At 39.1% G+C, this 21,845-nt stretch carries 19 protein-coding genes and 4 pseudogenes; 9 read left to right on the top strand and 14 right to left on the bottom strand.

What is annotated here, in order from left to right:
- Entirely contained in the window at positions 1–921 is a 921-nt protein-coding gene (locus J3U91_RS05160) for a LysR family transcriptional regulator (RefSeq protein ID WP_002816423.1), read from the top strand.
- Positions 922–960: 39 nt separating this feature from the next.
- Here J3U91_RS05160 and J3U91_RS05155 read toward each other — a convergent pair.
- Positions 961–2,177, bottom strand: a pseudogene (locus tag J3U91_RS05155) (oxidoreductase).
- Positions 2,178–2,339: 162 nt separating this feature from the next.
- Positions 2,340–3,041 carry an aspartate/glutamate racemase family protein gene (locus J3U91_RS05150; protein WP_002820408.1) on the bottom strand — a complete coding sequence of 234 codons (702 nt, stop codon included), beginning with the start codon at positions 3,039–3,041 and terminating at the stop codon, positions 2,340–2,342.
- Between the two features lie 384 nt (positions 3,042–3,425).
- Here J3U91_RS05150 and J3U91_RS05145 point away from each other — a divergent pair, with 384 nt between their 5' ends.
- A complete protein-coding gene (locus J3U91_RS05145) occupies positions 3,426–4,703 on the top strand; it encodes a subtype B tannase (RefSeq protein ID WP_002820407.1) in 1,278 nt (425 codons plus the stop codon).
- A gap of 289 nt (positions 4,704–4,992) precedes the next feature.
- Here the strand turns inward: J3U91_RS05145 and J3U91_RS05140 are convergent, their stop codons facing one another.
- Complete coding sequence (locus J3U91_RS05140) at positions 4,993–5,148, bottom strand: hypothetical protein (protein ID WP_002820405.1); 156 nt, start codon at positions 5,146–5,148, stop codon at positions 4,993–4,995.
- A gap of 47 nt (positions 5,149–5,195) precedes the next feature.
- Here J3U91_RS05140 and rlmD point away from each other — a divergent pair.
- Together rlmD and J3U91_RS09995 are read left to right on the top strand one after the other, a co-directional pair.
- Positions 5,196–5,933: pseudogene (rlmD, locus tag J3U91_RS05135) on the top strand (23S rRNA (uracil(1939)-C(5))-methyltransferase RlmD); the annotation flags it as partial.
- A gap of 53 nt (positions 5,934–5,986) precedes the next feature.
- Positions 5,987–6,076: pseudogene (locus J3U91_RS09995) on the top strand (IS30 family transposase); the annotation flags it as partial.
- A 136-nt stretch (positions 6,077–6,212) separates the two neighbouring features.
- Here J3U91_RS09995 and J3U91_RS05125 read toward each other — a convergent pair.
- Positions 6,213–6,716 (bottom strand): DUF2798 domain-containing protein, encoded by a 504-nt coding sequence (locus tag J3U91_RS05125; RefSeq protein WP_002818840.1) that lies wholly within the window; start codon positions 6,714–6,716, stop codon positions 6,213–6,215.
- Between the two features lie 86 nt (positions 6,717–6,802).
- Complete coding sequence (locus J3U91_RS05120) at positions 6,803–7,168, bottom strand: PaaI family thioesterase (RefSeq protein WP_002818841.1); 366 nt, start codon at positions 7,166–7,168, stop codon at positions 6,803–6,805.
- Between the two features lie 32 nt (positions 7,169–7,200).
- Between J3U91_RS05120 and menB the strand changes: the two are divergent.
- Together menB and J3U91_RS05110 are read left to right on the top strand one after the other, a co-directional pair.
- Positions 7,201–8,022: pseudogene (gene menB, locus J3U91_RS05115) on the top strand (1,4-dihydroxy-2-naphthoyl-CoA synthase).
- Between the two features lie 15 nt (positions 8,023–8,037).
- Positions 8,038–9,471 carry an o-succinylbenzoate--CoA ligase gene (locus J3U91_RS05110; protein WP_002818845.1) on the top strand — a complete coding sequence of 478 codons (1,434 nt, stop codon included), beginning with the start codon at positions 8,038–8,040 and terminating at the stop codon, positions 9,469–9,471.
- Positions 9,472–9,519: 48 nt separating this feature from the next.
- Here J3U91_RS05110 and J3U91_RS05105 read toward each other — a convergent pair whose 3' ends face one another.
- Entirely contained in the window at positions 9,520–10,788 is a 1,269-nt protein-coding gene (locus J3U91_RS05105; protein WP_226490001.1) for an MFS transporter, read from the bottom strand.
- A 201-nt stretch (positions 10,789–10,989) separates the two neighbouring features.
- Between J3U91_RS05105 and J3U91_RS05100 the strand changes: the two genes are divergently transcribed.
- Positions 10,990–11,919 (top strand): IS30-like element ISLpl1 family transposase, encoded by a 930-nt coding sequence (locus tag J3U91_RS05100; protein ID WP_071418214.1) that lies wholly within the window; start codon positions 10,990–10,992, stop codon positions 11,917–11,919.
- A 9-nt stretch (positions 11,920–11,928) separates the two neighbouring features.
- Here J3U91_RS05100 and J3U91_RS05095 read toward each other — a convergent pair whose 3' ends face one another.
- The 8 genes from J3U91_RS05095 to J3U91_RS05060 all read right to left on the bottom strand — a co-directional run bounded on the left by J3U91_RS05095 (position 11,929) and on the right by J3U91_RS05060 (position 20,202).
- The gene (locus J3U91_RS05095; protein WP_002820127.1) at positions 11,929–12,192 is read right to left on the bottom strand and encodes an AzlD domain-containing protein; all 264 of its coding nucleotides are present in this window, start codon (positions 12,190–12,192) and stop codon (positions 11,929–11,931) included.
- Positions 12,189–12,890, bottom strand: coding sequence for an AzlC family ABC transporter permease (locus J3U91_RS05090; RefSeq protein ID WP_002818853.1), 702 nt, complete (start codon positions 12,888–12,890; stop codon positions 12,189–12,191). Before J3U91_RS05090 ends, J3U91_RS05095 begins: the two co-directional genes overlap by 4 nt.
- Before the next feature lie 295 nt (positions 12,891–13,185).
- Positions 13,186–13,956, bottom strand: coding sequence for an acetoin reductase (locus J3U91_RS05085; RefSeq protein ID WP_002818854.1), 771 nt, complete (start codon positions 13,954–13,956; stop codon positions 13,186–13,188).
- A gap of 60 nt (positions 13,957–14,016) precedes the next feature.
- On the bottom strand, positions 14,017–14,892 hold the full coding sequence (locus tag J3U91_RS05080; protein ID WP_002818855.1) for a MetQ/NlpA family ABC transporter substrate-binding protein: 876 nt from the start codon (positions 14,890–14,892) through the stop codon (positions 14,017–14,019).
- Positions 14,893–14,911: 19 nt separating this feature from the next.
- On the bottom strand, positions 14,912–15,598 hold the full coding sequence (locus tag J3U91_RS05075; protein ID WP_002822504.1) for a methionine ABC transporter permease: 687 nt from the start codon (positions 15,596–15,598) through the stop codon (positions 14,912–14,914).
- Positions 15,595–16,665: a methionine ABC transporter ATP-binding protein gene (locus tag J3U91_RS05070; protein ID WP_002818858.1), complete on the bottom strand. Its 1,071-nt coding sequence runs from the start codon at positions 16,663–16,665 to the stop codon at positions 15,595–15,597. The genes J3U91_RS05075 and J3U91_RS05070 overlap by 4 nt, the downstream gene beginning before the upstream one ends.
- 30 nt (positions 16,666–16,695) lie before the next feature.
- The gene (locus J3U91_RS05065; RefSeq protein ID WP_002821091.1) at positions 16,696–17,220 is read right to left on the bottom strand and encodes a GAF domain-containing protein; all 525 of its coding nucleotides are present in this window, start codon (positions 17,218–17,220) and stop codon (positions 16,696–16,698) included.
- A 447-nt stretch (positions 17,221–17,667) separates the two neighbouring features.
- Positions 17,668–20,202 (bottom strand): M1 family metallopeptidase, encoded by a 2,535-nt coding sequence (locus J3U91_RS05060; RefSeq protein ID WP_002818863.1) that lies wholly within the window; start codon positions 20,200–20,202, stop codon positions 17,668–17,670.
- Between the two features lie 407 nt (positions 20,203–20,609).
- On the opposite strand from J3U91_RS05060, the gene J3U91_RS05055 reads away from it, so the two are divergent.
- Together J3U91_RS05055 and J3U91_RS05050 are read left to right on the top strand one after the other, a co-directional pair.
- Entirely contained in the window at positions 20,610–20,987 is a 378-nt protein-coding gene (locus J3U91_RS05055) for a type II toxin-antitoxin system antitoxin (RefSeq protein ID WP_002817204.1), read from the top strand.
- An 8-nt stretch (positions 20,988–20,995) separates the two neighbouring features.
- The gene (locus J3U91_RS05050; RefSeq protein ID WP_002818864.1) at positions 20,996–21,826 is read left to right on the top strand and encodes an SPFH domain-containing protein; all 831 of its coding nucleotides are present in this window, start codon (positions 20,996–20,998) and stop codon (positions 21,824–21,826) included.
- Positions 21,827–21,845 lie beyond the last annotated feature (19 nt).

Genomic DNA, 21,845 nt, shown 5'->3' with positions numbered 1-21,845 from the left:
ATGACTTTCGAACAGCTCCTTTACGCCGTAGAATTAGCTAATCATCAAACTCTCCAAGAAACCGCCGACCTTCTGCACATTAGTAAATCTGGTCTTAGTCAATCAATTTCCCAATTAGAAAATGAACTGGGAGTCAAGTTGTTTAAGCGCACCCGTTATGGATCCAAACTCACAGCTCAAGGAAAAGAATTGTTACCATTAATTAAGCAGATGCTATCCCAAGGCGTTTCTCTAACTAAAAAAGCTCATAATCTTGGGAAATCTGGACAGATCGAAACGGTACGTGTTGCTTATGCTAATACGATGTTGAAACCATTCCTCAACGAGTATTTGGCAATGTATCAAGATGTGCCGACAAAATTTAACATGGAAATTTCTCAAGAGACTGTAACCCAGATTATTGATGGAATTCGTAGTCATCGAATAAATTTAGGATTTATCGCTATCAACGATTCGAATAAAGCGGAAATTCATGGTTTGGAATTTAAGCCAGTTCATGTTGGGCACCTGAAGTTGTTCCTTTCTCCAGATAATCAGCTTGTTAAAAAACAAAAAATTAATATTGAAGATCTTCAAAAACAAAGATTTGCTCTTTTTAATGATCCCTACAATGATCGCATTTTTGAGCACCTTCAATATCTTTGTGGTCCACTCAAAACAGTAATCAAAACTGATGACGGTTGGGCAATGTATACGACTATCAAAAAGGCAAATGCCGTTGCACTAGTTCGCGATTGGCAAACAAGCTACTCTTCGTATGAACCTTTGCAAAAACTGCCGAGCTTAGACATTAGCAATTTAATAGATGATCGATTCTATCTTGGTTGGCTTACAAATCCCAAATATACTACCAGTCGTTATACACATCGTTATACACAGGAATTCATCAAACATGTTGATGCACAAATCAAAGAATGTTAAAAAGCCAGCTTTTTTAAGGAAAATCACTGGCATTTTTAATTATTTTTTAAAATTATCAAGATTATAAGAGGCACCGGTTCCGTTTTTAATTACTGATTCATCAAGCGTTCCCTTTTGATGAAGGTCATAAATCGACTCTCTCCCCGATAAATGTGGTTCCATCTTAGGATCGGAGAATATGTTGATCAAGCCAGGTGTCAGGTGCGATTTTTTGACTTGTTCAGGAGAAATTTTTTCGATAATTTCATTTCCGCGACCCTCTTGAATTTTCAAACCAAATTGTGGGTCGATCAGCGTAGCACGTCCAACGGCAACTAAATCAGCATATCGGATTGCGTCTTCAGCGTCAGATTCATTCATAATATTACCGACAATAATTTCCTTGATAGCGTCTCCGAGAGCTGGTTGAAATAATTCTGCGAAACTTTTATCCGAATCGTTTGGTTTTGAATTGTATTCGGGCAGTGACAGATGAATATAATCAAAGTCAAATTCACTCGTCAACGTTTTGATTAATTGCGTGGATTCGTGCCAAGTATAACCAACCGTATCATGAATTTCTTCGGGTGATATTCTGTAGCCAATAATAAAATCTTTCGGTGCATATTTTTTTGCGGTTTTGAAGACCTTGTCCGTAACTGCTTTGGCGAAATTCATTCGTTTTTCCAAGGAGCCACCCCAAAAATCATTTCGTTTGTTAGACCATTTTGAGAAAAATTGCTGAATAAGGTAGTGATTTGCTCCATGAATTTCAACACCATCAAACCCACAATCGATTGCTCTTTTTGTTGCGGAACCAAAATCTTCAATGATTTTTTTGATCTGTGTGTCGCTCAATTCGTGAACATCATAGTCAAGGAAACTGAAATCTATCGCACTTGGTGCATAAACCGGCTGACCCAGTTGAGCGAGATAATTAGCTTCTCGACCGGTATGGACCAATTGTAATAAAGCTTTATTCCCATTTTTTTGATAACAGTTGCCAACTTGGCCATTCCCGGTTTGAATTTATCATCATAAATTGTCAACTGTTCACGATCTCTTGCCCAAGAACGTGAGGGGCCGCCATTTTCACTCACAGTAGTATATTCAACAATTATCATTCCGGCTGATTGGGAACGTGCAGCGTAATAATCGAGGGTGTCTTGCGTGACGTAACCATCATTCCCACTGTTTGTCAACATTGGTGGTTGAACAATTCTTCCCTTAATCTTGGCGCCATGTCGAAATATAATTGAGTCCTGCAATGTTTTCATTATCAATACCTCTTTTTATGTGAATATAATAACATGTGGTTAACGGTATTTAAATTTAGAGAGTATGAACAATGTGTTCGATTTTTCAAAAAAAACAACTTTTATTCCAAAAAACAGATTGTATTTTTTAACGGAAATTGAGAATATACGTACTAAATTATTTTATGAATTTTTTGCCATACTTACGGCGGTGTTCGCAAGAACTTGCTGCGCATCAATCACGCGATCGGATATATAAGGTTCACGTTCTTGTGCAACAGAAAACTCTGTACATCCCAAAATTACATAATCGCATTTTTGTTTGATTAAAAGTTTCTCTACTAAGTGATGATATTTATCTGCCTCAATTCGATTATTCTGCTTTATATCCTGATAAATAAATTTCATGACCTGTATTTGCAATTCTTTATCAGGAATAATCGCTTGATCGGATTGCGCCGAAATTTTTTCTTGGTATAGTCCGGAAGCGATTGTACCGTCTGTTGCCAAGATACTAATTTTTAAAGTTCCCGCTGTTCGTTTTTTACAAGCTTGAACCGCCAAGGATGGCATATTTAAAATAGGCATTTTTGCAATTGCCGTTAATTCGGGCAAAAAATAATGAGCTGTATTACAAGTAATGACAACAAAATCAGCCGACAAAGAATTTAACTGTTGAATATCTTCTTTAAGAAAAGGTAATGGATTATCTTTAGTCCGATCGAAAATATATGCTGTTCGATCGGGAATACAAGCATGATTAAATACTAAATAATTCAGAAAATTCTGGTCGCTATGAGTTTCGGTCAAACGATCCAATGTACGAACAAAGTTTTCCGTTGCCATTGTTCCCATGCCACCTAAAATGCCAAAAAAATCTTTCATTATCGTCCCCTACCTCATCAGAATTATTTTTATTAAACTAGGGTCAGTTTTATAATCTCCTGCTAAAACAGGATTTTAACAACATTATAAATATTTTTTATACAAATTAATCTGCTTAAGAAATATTCTTCTGCAAATTTTTAAATTAAATCAAATTTTAAAATTTAAAGTATTTTTAATTTAAATTATTTAAAATTACGGTAAATAATTTTTTATGCAGCCACGATATAAAACCTTAAAAAGGAGTCTTAAATGAATCTATCTCTGTCATTTGATAATAATAAATATACGGAAGAATCTATTAAGGATGGAGTATCAACTGTTAAATATCGTGCATTTTAGGACATTGATTACGTTTCCAAACCAGTTCATTCTATTCAAAAAATGAATGTCTTTGTTCCACTCGGATATTATAAAAACGAAATCATTAATGATTATGGACTAAATACTGCCCCGATTTTTATGCCAAATACCGTTGGTGGCTATTTTCCCGGGCCGCGGACTTTTCCAGGAAACAAAAAAATATTATATAACTCCTCCACGATGGTTAAAGCTTTATCTAGAGGTTATGTTGTTGTCTCCGCCGGGCTAAGAGGTCGAACTTTAACAAATGAAAAAGGAGAATTTATTGGAAAAGCACCTGCATTCATCATTGATATGAAAGCAGCAATCAGATACATTAAATTTAATAAAGACAATTTTCCAGGTGACGTTAATAAAATTATCACCAACGGAACAAGTGCCGGTGGAGCGATATCAGCTCTAATTGGTGCATCCGGGAATAATGTTTTTTTTGAAAAAGAATTGGATGAAATCGGTGCGGCTGACAGTTCGGATAATATATTTGCCGTATCGGCCTATTGTCCGATTCATAATCTTGAGAATGCTGATGCTGCCTATGAATGGCAGTTCAACGGTATTAACGACTGGCATACGCAAAAAATTGATATAAAAAATGGCAAAGCCGAGTTTAGTCCTTTAAATGGGCAACTTAACGAACTTGAAAAACAATTATCATCAAAATTAAAGAATCAATTTATTGAATATTTGAATTCTCTACGTTTAAGAAATCCGGACGGAGATTATCTGACGTTGAATAAAATTGGCGAAGGTAATTTCTTGGATTTAACCAAAAAATTCTTAATCAAGTCGGCTCAAACAGAAATTGAAAAAGGAAACGAACTGAATAATCCGAATTTTCTCGATATTCGAAATGGCAAAGTTGTTTCGCTAAAATGGAAAGCCTATTTGCGTTATATAACAAGAATGAAAAAAGTTCCTGCATTTGATGATTTAGGATTAAATAACCCAGAAAATGATTTATTTGGTGATATAAAAATCAAAGCAAAACATTTTACTGAAATAGGACAAAAATATAGTGAGAAAACCGCAAAAAAAGCGGATCCGGAGCTTGTTACAGCGATTAATCCACTTAATTATTTAAACAATCAGTCAAACAGTTTGATTGCCAAGCATTGGCGTATTCGTCATGGTGCAGCGGATCGCGATACCTCTTTTGCTGTTCCAATCATTTTAGCCACCACATTGCAAAATATGAATTTGGACATTGACTTCTTTATGCCTTGGGCAAAACCCCACAGCGGAGATTACGACTTAATTGATCTTTTTGATTGGATAGACAGTCTTGTCAAGGAAAAATAATGAGGCAAAATTCTCTTGCTTTAAATTGATTGAAGATCATCTTTTATAAAAATATTTGTTTATTTTTTGTATTTTTGACAGCCAAAGTTCATAGACGACAAGAAAATCAGCAATTAATTTATCGGGCCTATTAAAGAAAATTTTAGTAGAATCATCAAATAAAACTTTTCCGTCTTCAAGAAAAACGATCCTGTCGGCGATTAATTTTACCAATCCCATATTATGAGTGACGATGATTAAAGACTGGCTTCCTTCAAAAAAAGGTAAGATCCCATAAATCTTTTCAACTTCACTTCAGTTTTAGATTCCAAGCTGCCATTGAAGTATTATCAGAATATTTTTTGATTAACTGCTTAACTTTCTTTTGGTGATAGCCTTTAATGATTTCTTTATAGGCAGCGTATTTGGCTTTGTTTTTCTTGTAATTTGGTTTGGCAGCAATCACGTTAATCCATTGTTTGGAACTTTTGTTAACTGGTTCGACATAAATATAAGATTCGTAGTATTCACAAGCCTAGTCCTGACCGGGTCGATCCCCGCGATGCCTATGCGGGCGAAGTCGGTGGTTTTGAATTAGAACACCTCGACTACCCGGCCCAATTAGCCTTTAAGCAAGATTTAATTCGTCAAGCACTCGAAAAATACTGCCCAGCTGGTTATCGACACTATGATGTTCGGCCCACCATTGGGATGACTAATCCTTATGAATACCGCAACAAAGCCCAATTTCAAGTTCGTTTAATTGATGGGCACGTCGCTGCTGGCTTATATAAAGAAAATAGTCATGACCTAGTCGACTTACCGACCTGTTCGGTGCAAATGCCGGCGACAATGACAGTCATGCGTCAAGTCGTGGCTTGGCTGGAGGAACTCCAAGTACCGATTTACGATGAAGAACATAATTCTGGCATCGTCAAGACGATCGTTGTGCGTGAAGCGGCCGCCACTGGTGAAATTCAGCTGGTCTTCATCACAAATACACCCAAGTTACCGAAAAAGCATCAATTATTGATGAAAATCGCTGAAAAACTGCCAATGGTCGTGTCGGTCATGCAAAATATCAATGCTGGTAAAACTTCATTGATCTGGGGTGACCAAACAACATTACTGGCCGGCAAACCAACTATTACGGAGGAACTAGACGGCCTAGTCTTCGATTTATCTGCTCGGGCCTTCTTCCAATTGGTAGATTGTAAAATTAATCCGAACGCTGTTCGGACAAAAAAGATCAGCTTCCTTTAAAATGGTGTTTACCACAAACCCATCTTTTAGGAGCTGATCTTTTGTCTAGTATAACCTATTCCGAACGAATTAAAATCGAAACCTTTTGTGAACTAGGGCTGTCCAATATCCAAATGGGCGCTGGCCGAAATTGCAACTTACCGAAAAGTAATGAAACCAAAAATGACCCGGTTGCAGACGCAACGCGGGTCGTTTGTCGTTAGCGTGGGATAACGACAAATAAAAAACGTCGCAACTACTGATTGGTAGCGGCGACGTTTAGTTAGGTTAATCTTTAGATGTTTCGGTTTCTAATGGTCGTTCGGGTGCTGGCACCTTTTGGACGAGTGATAAAATCTTACGGGCAATTGGGCCAACAATTAATAATTGTAGTGGTAACGCCATGAAGAGATTAAAAATCCAAGTGTGGAGATACGTCAAGAAGACGTTGCCCCCAAAGTTTTGAGTGACGACCATTCCGAAAAGTGACATTAACGTGACCATTCCGGCCACCATCATTACGGAGATGGTGAGGGCGATCCGAATCTGTTTCTTTTTCATATAATCATTAATGATGTAGTGGAAAAAGAGATATTTGACGCCGGGACCGATGATCCCTAGATCGCAAATTGCGGCGACCAGTAAGGCCAAGGGGTAGCCGACCAAGACTTCTCTGATGAAGTGATGACCGAAGCCATCAGCTAAGGCGATGTTGTAACCAGCCATCACTAGGACCATCAGGCCCGCCATGACAGCAGTAAATAGTAGTTCTTCTTTAAAATTTCTAGGCATTGTGTTGCTCCTCGTTTGAATTTCCCACGAGAACTCAGCGTACCACAAATTTTTTCACGACGTAAGTCTTTTTTGAAAACTAACGATTATTTTTTCATTGTTGTGAGAGTGACGGTGGCCTGGCTGGTGAGTTGGTCAGCGACTGTAATGGCGACTTGCCAGGTCTGCAAGTGATGCCCGATATGCAACGGTGTAGCTGTCGCAATTAATTCCCCCTGGGTCACAGCTTGGAGATGTTGGACGGTTAAATTAACCCCGACGGCGACCTGATCAGCATCGAGATTAGCATTGGCGCCTAGCGAGGCCGCGGTCTCGGCTAATACGCCATTGATGCCCCCACGAACGACGCCATAGGGTTGTTTGATGGCAGCGCTCACAGGGAGTGCTATAATCGATTTTGTCTTAGTGATTAAGCATTGCTTGATGCCTAAGGTGGTTAATAAATTTTCCATAATAATACCTCTTTTGAAAGGGTTGTGAAATCATGACAACAGCAAATTGGCAACAGGTTAAGGATTACCAAGAAATTATTTTTGAACGAGCGGATAAGGTCGCTAAGATTACCATGAACCGTCCGAAAAAGCTCAATGCGTTTACGCCGGTAACGATCCAGGAAATGATTGAGGCCTTCGCGATTTGTCGTGATGATAGTAGCATTGGCGTGATTATTTTAACGGGGGCCGGTGATAAGGCCTTTTCTTCCGGTGGTGATCAGACCGTGCGGGGTAACGGGGGCTATGTGGGTCCTGACCATATTGCCCGGCTCAACGTCTTGGATCTGCAACACCTCATTCGGGTAATTCCCAAGCCCGTGATTGCCATGGTTAAGGGCTGGTCAGTTGGTGGTGGTAACATCTTACAACTGGTTTGTGATTTAACGATTGCGGCTGACAATGCACAATTTGGTCAAACGGGGCCGAAAGTGGGCAGTTTTGATGCAGGCTACGGGTCTGGCTATCTGGCCCGCGTCATTGGTCACAAGCGTGCCAAGGAAGTCTGGTTCTTGAATCACTTCTATAGCGCGGAAGAGGCTTACCAAATGAACTGGATTAATAAAGTGGTGCCACTAGCCGAGGTTGAATCAGAAACGTTGGATTGGTATCACGAGATTTTGCAGAAATCACCAACGGCATTGCGCTTTATCAAGGCCGCTATGAATACTGATACGGACTGATTAGCAGGCCTTCAACAATTGGGCGGCGACGCAACGATGCTCTTTTATACGACCGATGAGGGGAAAGAGGGACGCGATGCCTTTAACGAAAAACGGCAGCCTGACTTCGACCAATACCCTAAGTTTCCATAGAAAGGAGCAACAGTCGTGGATAATTGGATCACGAAGCAAGCTCAGTTGGCGCCCCAAAAGATCGCGGTGACGGATGGGCATCAGTCACTGACATTTGCGACACTGGCACAGCGCTTAACACAAGTGGCCGGTCAACTGGCGGCGGTTGGTGCCTTAACGCAGCCCCGAGTAGCGATGCTGACTGATAACTCCCTCGCCGGCTACCAAGTTGCCCTCGCCTTATTGGGGACGAGGCACACGATTGTCTGGTTGAACAAACGTCTACCGACCACAGAACTAAGGCGGCAATTACAAGACAGTACGGTGGCAACGTGTCTCGTTGCCGATGACTTATGGCGTGAGGGGTTGGGGGTGAACGCGGTACGTTTTGGAACGTTATTGACCACGGCCGCAACGCCCCGCCCACTTGTCGCAACGTTTGATGTGCATCAGGTCGCCAGTATCATGTATACATCGGGGACAACGGGACAACCCAAGGGCGTGCTACAGACCTTCGAGAATCATTATACCTCAGCAATTGCTTCTGCCTTAAATTTAGGTGTGATGCCAGACGATGAATGGCTGTGTACGGTACCGATTTTTCACATCAGTGGGTTTTCAATTATGATGCGTGGCTTAATCTATGGGATGACGGTGCGCTTGGTACCACAGTTTGACGCGTCAGCCATTGCGCACATCTTGCGAACGGAACCGGTGACCTTAATTTCGGTAGTGCCATTCATGCTCAAGAAGCTGTTAGATCAACAGACCCCCACGGCGGCACCTTATTGTGCTTTACGAGGAATGCTGCTAGGGGGTGGCCCCATTGATCAAGCCACGTTGCGGCGGTGTCAGCAGCAAGGGGTTCCCGTTGTGCAATCCTATGGGATGACCGAAACGGCTTCTCAGGTGGTGGCGTTAAACTTTGCGGATGCGCCAAGTCATGTGGGATCATCAGGCAAACCGTTATTTACCACGCAACTCCAGTTGACCCCGCAGACGCATGAGATTCTATTAAAAACACCCGCGTTAGCCGCCGGATACTTAGGACAGCCGGAGAAGTTTGCGGCGAAGCTAACGGCAGATGGTTGGTATCATACCGGCGATGTGGGTCATTTAGATGAGGCCGGCTTCTTATACGTTGATGGCCGGTTGGATGACATGATTATTTCTGGCGGGGAAAATATCTTCCCTGATGCGATTGAGGCCGCCTACCAATCGGCGCCAGGGGTTCGCGATATTGCGGTCGTTGGTCGGTCGGACGCTGAATGGGGAATGGTGCCGGTGGCCTTTGTGGTCAGTGACTATCCTCTTGATGTGGCGGCGTTAGTCGCGTTTGGTCGGCAGCACTTGGCCCACTATCAGGTTCCCCAAACCTTTATCCCAGTGGTGGAGATTCCCCACAATGGCAATGGTAAAGTACAACGGGCTAAGTTACGTGCGCGGTTATCCGCAACTCACTCTGATTAAAAGAAAAACGGTTCCTTCAGTGCGTTGTGCATTCTGAAGGAACCGTTTTTAAGTGTAATTGCGATGAACGCCAAAGAAACGAAAGACAATGCTCATCAGAACAAGGCCATTTATCAAAAAGATTAACGGATACTGATAATGGTCTAGTAGGCCACTGTAAAGGAAAACGCCAGCCGGCTGTAAGACTTGGACGAGTGTAAATAGTAAGGTCATTAAATGGCCAACAATTTCCGGTGGAACGTTTTTTTGGATAGTGGTAAAGATAGGTGCGTCTGCCATGGCGGAGATGCTCCCGGCTAATAGGTTAAACGTAGCTAAGACAGCCAGAATTGGCAGTAAGCGGCTATTTAATAGGAAACCAACGCTCAGCGAGAGCAAGGCATAGACTTGGTATAGTCGGATCGTAAAGCTAAATGGTCGCTTAATTGTGACAATGGAGATGACAATACCACCAAGAACGATGCCCACTGAAGAGCACCCTTGAATCAGCCCACTGACACGGCTGGTTAGATGTAGCCGTTGTAAAATTACAAAGGGCGTTCCGATCTCGAATAACACACTGGTGAAGTTTAATAGGCAAACCGAAACGGTCACTTTTAAGAGTCGAGGTTGTTGCTGTAAATACTGGTAGGCGGCTTTAAAGGAACCAGTACGTGTCATTATTTGGTGCGGTTGAGAATCGTAGCGGGTAAAGTCGATCATTAAAGTTAAAGTTAGCGTGCTAATCACAGTTAATAGCCGGAGAAGAATAATGAATTTGAAAGAGACTTCTGAAAATAACCAGCCGGCGATTGGGGCACTGATGATTCCGGAGATTGATGAGCTGAGACCCATGATCGCATTTAAACGTTGACATTGGTTTTTAGAAACCAAGTTTTGAACGGATGAGATATAGGCAAGACCGGAAAAGCGACTGGCAGCAGTGGTTAAAATATTAAAGATAATAACGGTCCAAAAGATACTATGAGGGGAAAATGCGATGAGACTGTAGCCCCAAAAGAGGAGGACACTGATCAACATACCGAAATTGCCAAGCAAGGCCACTTGCTTATGGGGGAGTGTATCAAGTAAGTGGCCGACAAGCGGGGCTATGGCGAGACTAATTAGCGGGCCAATGATAATGGAAAAGCCAAAGCTAATGGCCAGACCAGTAAGTTTTAACAATAACAAACCTAATGAAAAAGTGAGAATCCCTGAACCAAGCGCATCGATAAATGTGTAATAGAAACGATGATTAACGAAGATTGTCTTATCAATACCATCTAACCATCTTCTTGCTAAATTTAAAGTTAGTTTTACGTCATTTTGAGAAATCACGCCACTAAAATGGTTGGTGCTGACTGCCCAAACAGTCAATTGGCAGGCAAATGAGTCATTTTGGTGGTTAGGACGGTTAATAAACCATAATTAAACCCCCAAGGTAGATTGTAAAATTAATCCGAACGCTGTTCGGACAAAAAAGATCAGCTTCCTTTAAAATGGTGTTTACCACAAACCCATCTTTTAGGAGCTGATCTTTTGTCTAGTATAACCTATTCCGAACGAATTAAAATCGAAACCTTTTGTGAACTAGGGCTGTCCAATATCCAAATGGGCGTTCGGCTGAACCGATCACCGTCAACAATTTCTTATGAATTATCTCGATGTCAACCTTATCAGGCTGAATTAGCACAAACAGATGCCGAATACAAGCGATCACGATGTGGTCGGAAAACTAAGCTGAGCGATGAGTTAAAGCAAAAAATTCTCAACCATTTACGTCTAAGCTGGTCACCAGGAATGATTGCTCACGAATTTAAACTAGCTACTAAATCTATTTATAATTGGCTAAATCAGGGGAGAATTGGTTTCTCCTTGAATGATCTACCTGAACATGGCGTACGCCAACGGCGTAACGTTGACCAACGATCCAAATATAATCAATCTTTGGGGCGATCAATTGAACAGCGTCCCATGATGATTAATCAACGTAATCGCATCGGCGATTTTGAACTAGATACAGTCGTTGGTCCTCGTGGGCATAGTAAGGCAGTTTTATTAACTTTAATCGATCGAAAATCACGGTTCCTTTGGGCATACCGGTTAAAAGATCGGACGACAGCGACTGTTAATGAAGCACTAACTAAGTTCCTAACCACTTTTAATGGTCCGGTGCACAGCTTTACTGTGGACCGTGGCACTGAGTTTAGTGGGCTAGTATCACTTGAATCACAATATGGTATTAAGACCTATTACTGCCATGCTTATACGCCAGCTGAACGTGGTAGTAATGAACGCTTTAATCGGAATTTACGTTATTTTTATCCTAAAGGGACTTATTTTGAGCACATTAGTGCTCAAGGCTTGAAAACCACCTTACTCGAAATTAATCAGAGGCCACTTAAAATACTTGACTGGCAAACACCTTATCGGGTTATGCTGACAAATTTGTCCAAAAATTCGGATTAAATTTGCAATCTACCTTTTGCTCAAAAATCCTGCTAATAAAGTCGGGATTGCAGCCAAACAATTGATAAAATTCAAGTTTGGCCATTGTCCATTTTTTTCAATTAATAAATTTTCGAATAGAATTGCGGAAATGATCGTGATTGGTACGAAAGATAAAAAATTGATAAACCAAGTTGCCAATTTGAATTTCTTTAAAAACAAAAATGGCAATAAACGAGAAAACCAGGTAACCAGACCACATAATAAAATCGTTACTCCAACTTTTAATGTCATTTTTTTCTGATCTCCATTCCGAACAAGCATCCAATAATCGTTGCCATCAACAAAGCTATATTGCCGGAAAACCAACGTATTAAAAAGTACATCGCTATCGCAACGAAAATTACAACTATTAGTTGTAATTGAATAGTCTTACTATGATCATTGATTATTTGTAAATAAAGTAGACCAACAAACATAGCGATTAAAGCAAAATCCAAACCAAATTTAAGTGGATTCTTAATCATTTTGCCCAGTGCACAACCGACGACGGTGGAAATGACCCATATAAAATAGGCAACTATATTTGCAGCGTTAAACCAGGCCGTTGTTAGACGACCATCGGTCTTGTTAACCTTAGTTATCGCTAAGGCAAAAGTTTCATCCGTCAATAAGCTGCCGATAAAAATATTTTGTAATAAACTACTTTTTTTAAAATGATTCGCGATTGATGCTCCCATTAAAATGATTCTAGAATTGATTAAAAAAGCTGATAAAACAATTGTTGAAATTGGGCTGCCAGCCAAAAGCATGGCTGAAATAAGAAATTGAACAGAAGCGGCATATACCAGTAAAGACATAAATAAAACGGCTAGAATTGACAAACGGTTTGCTTCGGCAACAATTCCAAAAGCCATACCAACACCGATATAGCCAAATACTGTCGGCAAAACATCTTTGACTCCTGAACGGTAGGTTAAACTTGAATTCATAGGTCTCCTACTCCTTTAACAATTATTGATTAAAATTTTAAAAAATTTCAGCAATGCATGATCGTATCCTCTAAAGATCCTCCTCTCCAGAACGCTAACCATTTATTAATTTTGTGTTGTTCAATTCTGCTCATCAAATTCTCCAAAGCGTTTAATATACAAACGTGGTGACAGGAGTCGAACCTATAAAAATTGCTTATGAAACAACTGAGTAACCGTTACTCAACACGACTAGAAATATTTATATTTTTTAGCTAATTTTCTGTCGCATCAATATTATCGTTTTGGTTGGTAATTATTGATAACGCATGCCCCCATCGACCAAAATTGATTGACCGGTAATGTAGTTTGCAGATGGTGATGATAACCAAGAGACCACTTCTGCAACGTCCTTTGGTGTCGCTTCTCGACCAAGAGCAATTTCTTTAAGCACAGATTCTTTTTGTTTTTCAACCGATAGACCTTTAATTGCGGCTGTCTTTTGATCGATTGCATCTCGTAAAGGAGTTCTAACAACGCCAGGATCATAAGCATTGACGGTAATTTTGTCTTTGGCTAATTCTTTTGCAGCAGCCTGAGTAAGACCTCTAATAGCAAATTTAGAAGCGGAGTAAGCACTTTGCAAAGCCGATGCTTCAACTCCCGCCAGCGAAGCAGCATTAATAATTCGGCCTCCACGACCCTGTTTTTGAAATTGTTTTGCTGCTGCTTGAATGCCCCAGTAGGTACCTTTTAAATTAACATCCAACAATCGTTCGACATCCGACGGATTAGAATCAACAAAAGAATCAATAAAAGTGACTCCCGCGTTATTAACGAATATAGCAAGCTCGCCAAATTCTTTTATAACTTCGCTAACCAAATCAAAGACCTCATTACGATTGGCAACGTCTAACTGATAAGCTTTTGCCAAAGCTCCTTGTTGTTTAAGATTTTCTGCTACTTTCTTGGCTGAAACGAAATTAATATCGGCTACTGCAATCGCATAATCATTTTCTGCCAAACGGTATGCGATTCCTTCTCCGATTCCCCGTCCTGCTCCGGTAATAATTGCTGTTTTTGTCATTTTTATCCTCCACGAAAACAAAACATTTTTGCCAAAATTTCTAATTAATAATTTTGTGGTCTACTTAAAATAGGACAAATCTTTTGAAACTTCTATCTTTGTTCCAAAGTATTTGTTTTTAATATATTTTTGAATATTTTTCTTATGGTAAAGAGTAACTAGCTTTTTATAAGTTTTATTGTTTTTATTTTTCGCTGCCGTAGCAAGTATATTAATGTTGTCTTTTGTGCCCTGGTTTACTGCTTCATGATAAATAGAATCAGTTAATACGTGCAAACCGCCTTCTAACGCAACCGTGTTTGAAATTAGCACAGCACTCACGCTATGAAGCATTCTTGGTCCGGTTGTATCGTCAATCTGTTTAAATTTCAAATGTTTCGGATTACTTTTAATATCATTAATCGTTCCTAAATATCCGAAATTTTTATTTAATGTAATTAAACCTGCTTTTTCAAGTAATAGTAGCCCGCGTGCCGCTTGGCTAGGATTATTGGCAATTGCAATCGTAGCACCATCAGGTATCTCGCTAATTTTCTTGTATTTATCGGAATATATGCCCATCGGTTCTAAATAAGTGGTTCCGAGCGCAGCAAGCTTATTTTTTTTATTCTCCTGATTGTATGCTAAATAATATGACCAAGACTGAAAAGCGTTAACGTCGATGCTGCCCTGTGCTGTAGCCTTATTGAGTTGAACTCCATCAGTGATTTGTTTTACTTTAATTTTCAGCCCTAATTTCTTGGCATCGTTACTTTTGGCTATATGTTGCCAAATGGCATAATCGGAACCTTGAGAACCGACTGTGATTGTTGATGATTTTTCAACAGCGGTCTGATGTTTCGAACTAAGATAGTGAATACCGAAAATTGCAACGATGATAATCACAATAATTCCAGTAATCCAAGAAATTCTTTTTATATTTTTATTCCTTTTCATAAAAACCTCTTCAAACTAATTAATATTTTTGAACTTTTCGGGCAATCCAATCACCAGCCAATTGAACTATAAAAACCATAATCAAAATAATAATCATTGCCATAAAAGTAATATCGTTTTCAAACCTCGCATAGCCTATACTAATTGCGATATCTCCCAATCCTCCGGCTCCAATTGCTCCAGCCATGGTCGTGAGACCTAATAAACTTATAATCGTCAAGGTTGATACTCTAACAATGTCCGCAAGCCCTTCTCGAAGATAAACACGAAAAATTATTTCAATCGTACTGGAACCCATCGATTTGGCAGATTCAATAATTCCTGGATCGACATCCAAAAGAGCGTTCTGAATCTGTCTCGCATAAAATGGAAAAATACCAAAAATTAATGGAACCAGTGATGCAGTCGTGCCAACTGTTGTACCAACCAAAAAATAAGTAAGCGGAGCAATCACGGCCAGCAATATGATAAATGGAATAGATCTTAACAAATTAATTATTTTATCCAATATCGAATAAATAAACGTGTCGGCAGCTATACCGTTTTCTTCAGTAATCACAAGGCAGACGCCCGATGCTAATCCGAAAATTCCAGCTATAACAGCTGAAACGACTGTCATGTAGATCGTCTCAAAAGTTGCCTCTATAAATTCTCCTTTCATCGCAATTACATTCGGCATTAGTTGATTTATTAGTCTCAATATCATGTATCTCCTTTAACTAATATTTGTGTTCGAACACCATTTTTAATAAGTGCATCCAATGATTTTTTTATTAAAGAATCTTCTCCGGAAAAAGCAATTATCATATGACCAATGTCTTCACCGTCAACTTGATCAACATTTGCAAAAAGTATGTTAAAACTAATTCTGAATTTTTTTACTATTTTCGAAATTATTCCCTCATTTGCGGATTGACCAACGAACTTTAAATAGACCAATTCCTGATTAATGCCCGGAATTTTAAATTTAGTGTTCTTGATAATGCGTTTAATCGCGTTTTTAACATTTGTTGATGTGTCGACAAAATCTTGAGTAACTTCTCTGGATGGATCAATGAAAATATCCGTGACCTTACCTTCTTCGATTATTTTTCCTGATTCCATGACGGCTACGTTATGACAAATACTTTTAATGACCTGCATTTCGTGCGTAATTAGAACAATTGTTAAATTCAGTTTTTTATTCAAATCCTTTAAGAGTTCCAAAATAGATTCGGTTGTTTTTGGATCTAAAGCGCTCGTAGATTCATCAGAGATTAATATCTCGGGATTATTGGCCAAAGCTCTTGCAATTGCGACTCGTTGTTTCTGCCCGCCGGACAATTGCGAGGGATATGCTGAAACATATTCTTGAAGTCCAACCAGCTTCAATAGTTCCAGTGCACGTTGCTGACGTTTTTTCCGATTAATTTTTTGATCTAATAATGGATATTCGATATTGCCAAGAACCGAACGCGAACTCATTAAATTAAAATGTTGGAAAATCATACCAATTTTATGCCTTACCACACGTAAATTTTTTTCATCTATTTTTTTAATGTCGATGCCATTAACAATTACAGATCCATTTGTCGGTTTTTGTAACAAGTTTATTGTTCGCACAAGAGTACTCTTGCCGGCTCCGGAATAACCTATAATTCCGAAAATGTCGCCTCGCTCTACAGCCAAATTTACGTTATCGACTGCTCTAACTTCTTTTCTTTGATTTTTAAACAGAACGGTGATGTTTTTTAGGTCAATGATATTGGTTTTGCTATTAATAAAGGCAGCCATAAGTTCTCCTTCCTTTTATATTTCAAATGGTTAAATACCAAATATATAATTCCCGATTTTTTCCAAATATTCTTGATCATTTTTATCAAAATAGTTGAATTTTGTACTATCCAGATCGAGAACACCCCAAAATTCATTTTTTGAAAAAATCGGAACCACAATTTCAGAATTTGAATCCTTGTCACAAGCAATATGACCCTCGAATTTATGAACGTTCGAAACGATCACTGTTTTTTTAAGAGCAGCTGCTGTACCGCAAACTCCTCTTCCTAAAGGTATATGCACACAAGCTGGTTTGCCTTGAAAAGGTCCTAATATAAGTTCTCCATTTTTTAGACGATAATAAGTTGTTCCATTAATATTTTGGTCAGAATTAAAAATCAACGAAACTAAATTGCTCATGTTGGCAATTAAGTCATGTTCACCGTCCAACAAAGACTGCGCCTGATCATTAAGCAATGAATATCTTGTTTGTTTTGTTTCCATATATTTCCTTTTCCCGACAAAAAAATCGCTCCTGTAAATTAATACAGAAGCGACTTGTCGCGTTACCATCCTGATTTGTTTCTTTGCTTGCACAAATAAACCTTACTAACCATCTTTGTTAGCAGATGGGCTAACAGCAATGGCGTGTCCGATAACGAGAACCATTCCGTTTGATACTTTCGGTAAACCGTTCGTATCAACCAATCACCGGCCATTTTCCTTTTCTTAGTAAAGATCGGCTTACAGCTAGTACGACTCTCTAGACATTACTGGAAAAGTACTTTCCAGATCAAATCGTTTGAAATCTATGCACTAAAATATAACACTTGTTAAAAGTATGTCAACTTTAAACAAAATAAAATTGAGATTAATAAATAATTAATCGAAATTTCATATTTAATGATGCTAGATAAACAAATATCAATCCTTAATATTTTTTATATCACGGTTCAAAACAAAAAGCGCCATCAAGGCGCTTAGTAAAAAGAAATAAATCCTCCTGCTTGAGAATAAGTTTTATCTACCTGCTTCCAAAATAGCTGCAATGACAGAAGTTTTTTCTGCTTCAACCAAATCAACACGGTTTGCAATTACCTTGATATCCATACTGATTTCACGGGTTAAACCAGGTGTATTCAATTTCGGTTCGAAGAATTCTTTAAATTCTGTTAAACGCTCCGGTGTACGAAAAACCATCGAAATAACTGTAATATAAGTTGCAAACTCCATGTCGCCGCCAACAGTATCTTCCAACCAATCCCAATCCTTACGAATCCAATCCCAAGCTGCTTGCTGAGCATTATTATTGGCCAAAAGACTATAGAACCAGCCGCGCAGATCTTGGGGTTTGATCACATCGGCATCCTCGAATTTTTCAATTAAGTGTGCAATAAGAGAGCTGTCCGTTACACTAGTGATAGCTACACGCAGGTCTTCTTTAAAACTGGCATCCGAAGAATCATGATAAGCAGTTAATAATTTATCGAATAGTGCTGTATTAGCAAAGTTTTTCATTTCGTTCGCCAAGACATACACGCGGACGCCTGCCGGCAAACTCAACAATTTGTCAGCATTATCGACGAATAAATCATGCGCCGATGAAATCGCATCGTCATTCTCGGCATACAGTGCCGCATTTAAAACATATGGACGAGTCAATTGATCATCGTTTGATTCAGATGGTTTAGGCTTCCAACCTAAACGTATAAACTGTTTAGAACTCAATTTTTCAAAGAGTACTTTCAGCGCCTTCTCTTCATCAGATTTTGGCGTCACAAACTTTTTCAGGTTGTTGGCAACACGATAAAGAGCAGCATTAACAAGCATCGACCTGCTACTTGAAAAACGCATTAACAAAGGAACGATATCGGCGTACAGGACTTGTCGACCCTCTGCCAATAAACGTAAGTCCTGCAAAATTTGAAGTTGGGAAACGGAATCAAATGAATTAATATCATCTAAAATATCTGACAGCAAAGTTTTATCGTATTTGACAATGAAATGCGAATTATTGCCAATATTCAATCGAAAAGGCTCACCGGCTGCTTTGCGTAATTCGGAATAATCACCAATTGTTAAATTCTTATCAGCAAAAATAGCAGGTACTGAATCATAATTACTATTCAGAGGAATTTGCCAAAGACGTCCTGCTTCCTGATTTTCGCCAATGAAGAATTGCTGTTGCGAGATAGTCAATTTACCATTTACAACAGCAGCCGCTACAGCTGGATAGCCTGGCTGTTCAAGCCATGAATTCATAACAGCACTGACATCTATACCGGAAGCATCGCCCAAAGCGGACCATAAATCATGTCCTGTTGCGTTGCCGTAATGATGTGCGGCGAAATAATTTTTCAGGCCCTTACGCAGGGCGTCATCGCCAATCAATGCTCGCACCATAACCAACATACGAGCGCCCTTCGCGTAAACAATTGCACCATCGAATAAAGCATCGATTTCTGCCGGATGTTCAACCTGCACATGAACAGATTGTACACCGTCGGTTGCATCACGTTGCAAAGCAGATGGTACATCAGAAGTCTGGAAGGTTTCCCAAATATTCCAGCTTGGCTCAATGGCATCTACGGCAACATACTCCATCATATTGGCAAAACTTTCATTTAGCCACAAATCATCCCACCATTTCATCGTAACCAAATCGCCAAACCACTGATGCGCCAATTCATGCGCAATCACTGTAGCAACAAGCTGTTTCGTATTAAGGGCTGTGTTATCCGGATCAAGCAGCAAATAAGCTTCACGGTAAGTCACAAGTCCCCAGTTTTCCATAGCCCCGGCTGAAAAATCAGGCAAAGCCAACTGATTGGACTGCGGTAACAGATAGGGGGTTTGATAAAATTCTTCATAAAACTCAATTGAACGTTTGGCAATGTCCAAGGCAAAATCAAGTTGCTTAATTGGATGGGCTTTAGTACTATATACACTAACTTCAACACCACTCTTGGTTGATGTTTTTTTACTTTGTAAATCCCCAAAAGCGAACGCAACCAGGTAAGTCGACATGCGCATTGTCGTATCAAAATAATGCACGCCATCTTTTTCGCGTACTTCCGGCATGTTTGCTAAAATCGTTTCACCCGGCTTTTCGTCGAATTTAATTGCCAAATCAAAAGTTGCTTTAGCTTCCGGTTCATCAATACAAGGGAAAGCCTGCCGAGCGAAGGTCGTTTCAAATTGTGTACCAATAATTTGTTTTTTCTCGCCATTAACTTCGTAATATGAAGGATAAATTCCCATCATACTATCGGTTAAAGTTGCTGTGTAACTTATCGTCAAACTTGTTTTACCGGTCTGAGGTAATTCAATCTTAATCGCATCTAATTCGGGATCAATATTAAATGACAAGTCATGTCCATCAGATTGAACAGATTTAATTGTTAAATCCTTTTCATGGATGGCAATTTTAGTGTTTTTTGCATTGCCGCTAATTGTTGTTTTACCAGAAAACTTTTTGTTTTCTCGATTGATATCCAAAAAAATTTCATAATGTTCCGGTTGAAATGTTTCAAAAAAATGTTTAAATTCAGTCATCTTTCATCCCTTCTAAGTTCAGTACGTCTAAATTAAAAATCCGGCGCGTCAATTCAAAATCATTTATTCGTAACTCATTAAAAAAAGACAAATTATTCTTCTGTGTTGCTTGTCTCTAAATTACAAATTCTCAGCTTTCATATTATTTAGTGTAATTCAATTTAATAAAAATTCCTCTCTTACTTATCCATCCGGTTGAATAATAGTCAGTTGATTAAAGCTACAAGTAACTGAAAATATTATTTGAATAAGTTTCAATAATATTTCAATCTACGCAAGACATATTATACGCTGGAATTAAACAGAGCGGCCTTTCACGATTAAAAACCCTTAGTAATTTATGCTTGAGCATTTAAACATTAAAGAAACTTTAATATAAAAAATATATCAATGTGATATCATGATCATTGTCCAGATGGAGTTATAGAAATTGGGGGCAACTTACGAGCACGAAAAAATCCGGAAATATAGCATTACGAATTGATCCTGAATTACACGAAAAAATCACGCGCTTAGCTGCCGCTGACAATCGAAGTGTAAATTCTTATATCACAAAAATTCTTGAAAAAGATGTTAAAAATAATTCTTTCGAGGATCGACAGTTCGTTGGTACACTGATACCCGGAAAAAGAATTAACGACAAGAATGGTCTCGTTGAAGTTTCGGGAATCTATTACCGCTATTTAATTGAAGATAACCAAAAAGTCGATAAAACAGCTAATTACGTTATTCTTGAAGCCAATGGCAATGTCTTAACGCTGAGAAAAATGGAAATGGCAAATTAGGAGAGAAAATGGCACTATTTTTTAAGATCGTTCCACAAAACAATAAAGGATTAGTCGAAGTATTAGGAAAATATCGAAAAAGTGTTGATCCGGGAATTCATTTTTACATTCCCTTTTTTCAAGGAATAAAGGAAGTCACCTTGGCAATGAGCCCTTTGAAGTTGCCGAACTATTCAGTCATAACGAAGGATAACGCGGATGTATCTGCCAGCGTTACTTTAAATTATCATGTAACTGATGCTGTAAAATACGAATACGAAAACACCGACTCGGTAGAATCAATGGCTCAATTAGTTCGTGGTCACTTACGTGATATTATAGGTCGTTTGGATTTAAATGAAGCCTTAGGCGCGACAGCCAGAATAAACCAGGAATTAGCTTCGGCTATTGGTGATTTAACTAATACTTACGGGATTAACGTTGATCGAATCAATATTGATGAGTTAACTCCGTCACGAGCTATCCAAGAAGCAATGGACAAACAGTTAACAGCTGATCGAGAACGTGTTGCAACAATTGCTCAAGCCGAAGGGGAAGCAAAGTCGATTGAGTTAACAACCAAAGCTAAAAACGATGCAATTGTGGCAACAGCCAAAGCTCAAGCTGATGCCACAAAAACACGGGCTGAAGCTGAGAAATATCGAATTGATACTGTTCAAACTGGATTGAAAAATGCCGATAACAAATACTTTCAAAACCAAAGCATCAATGCCTTTACCGAATTGGCAAAATCGGATACCAATACAATTGTTGTTTCAAACGATCAAGTCGGCAGTTTCGGTCAGCTTCCAGTCGTTGGTCAATTGCTGAATTCAGGAACGCAAAAAATAAAAAATTAAGCAATAAAAAAGTTACTCG

It is taken from the genome of Oenococcus oeni, from assembly GCF_020510245.1.
GTDB classification, from domain to species: Bacteria; Bacillota; Bacilli; order Lactobacillales; family Lactobacillaceae; genus Oenococcus; species Oenococcus oeni.
Note: the sequence above shows the minus strand (reverse complement) of the source record. Positions and strands in the feature narration are given on the sequence as shown.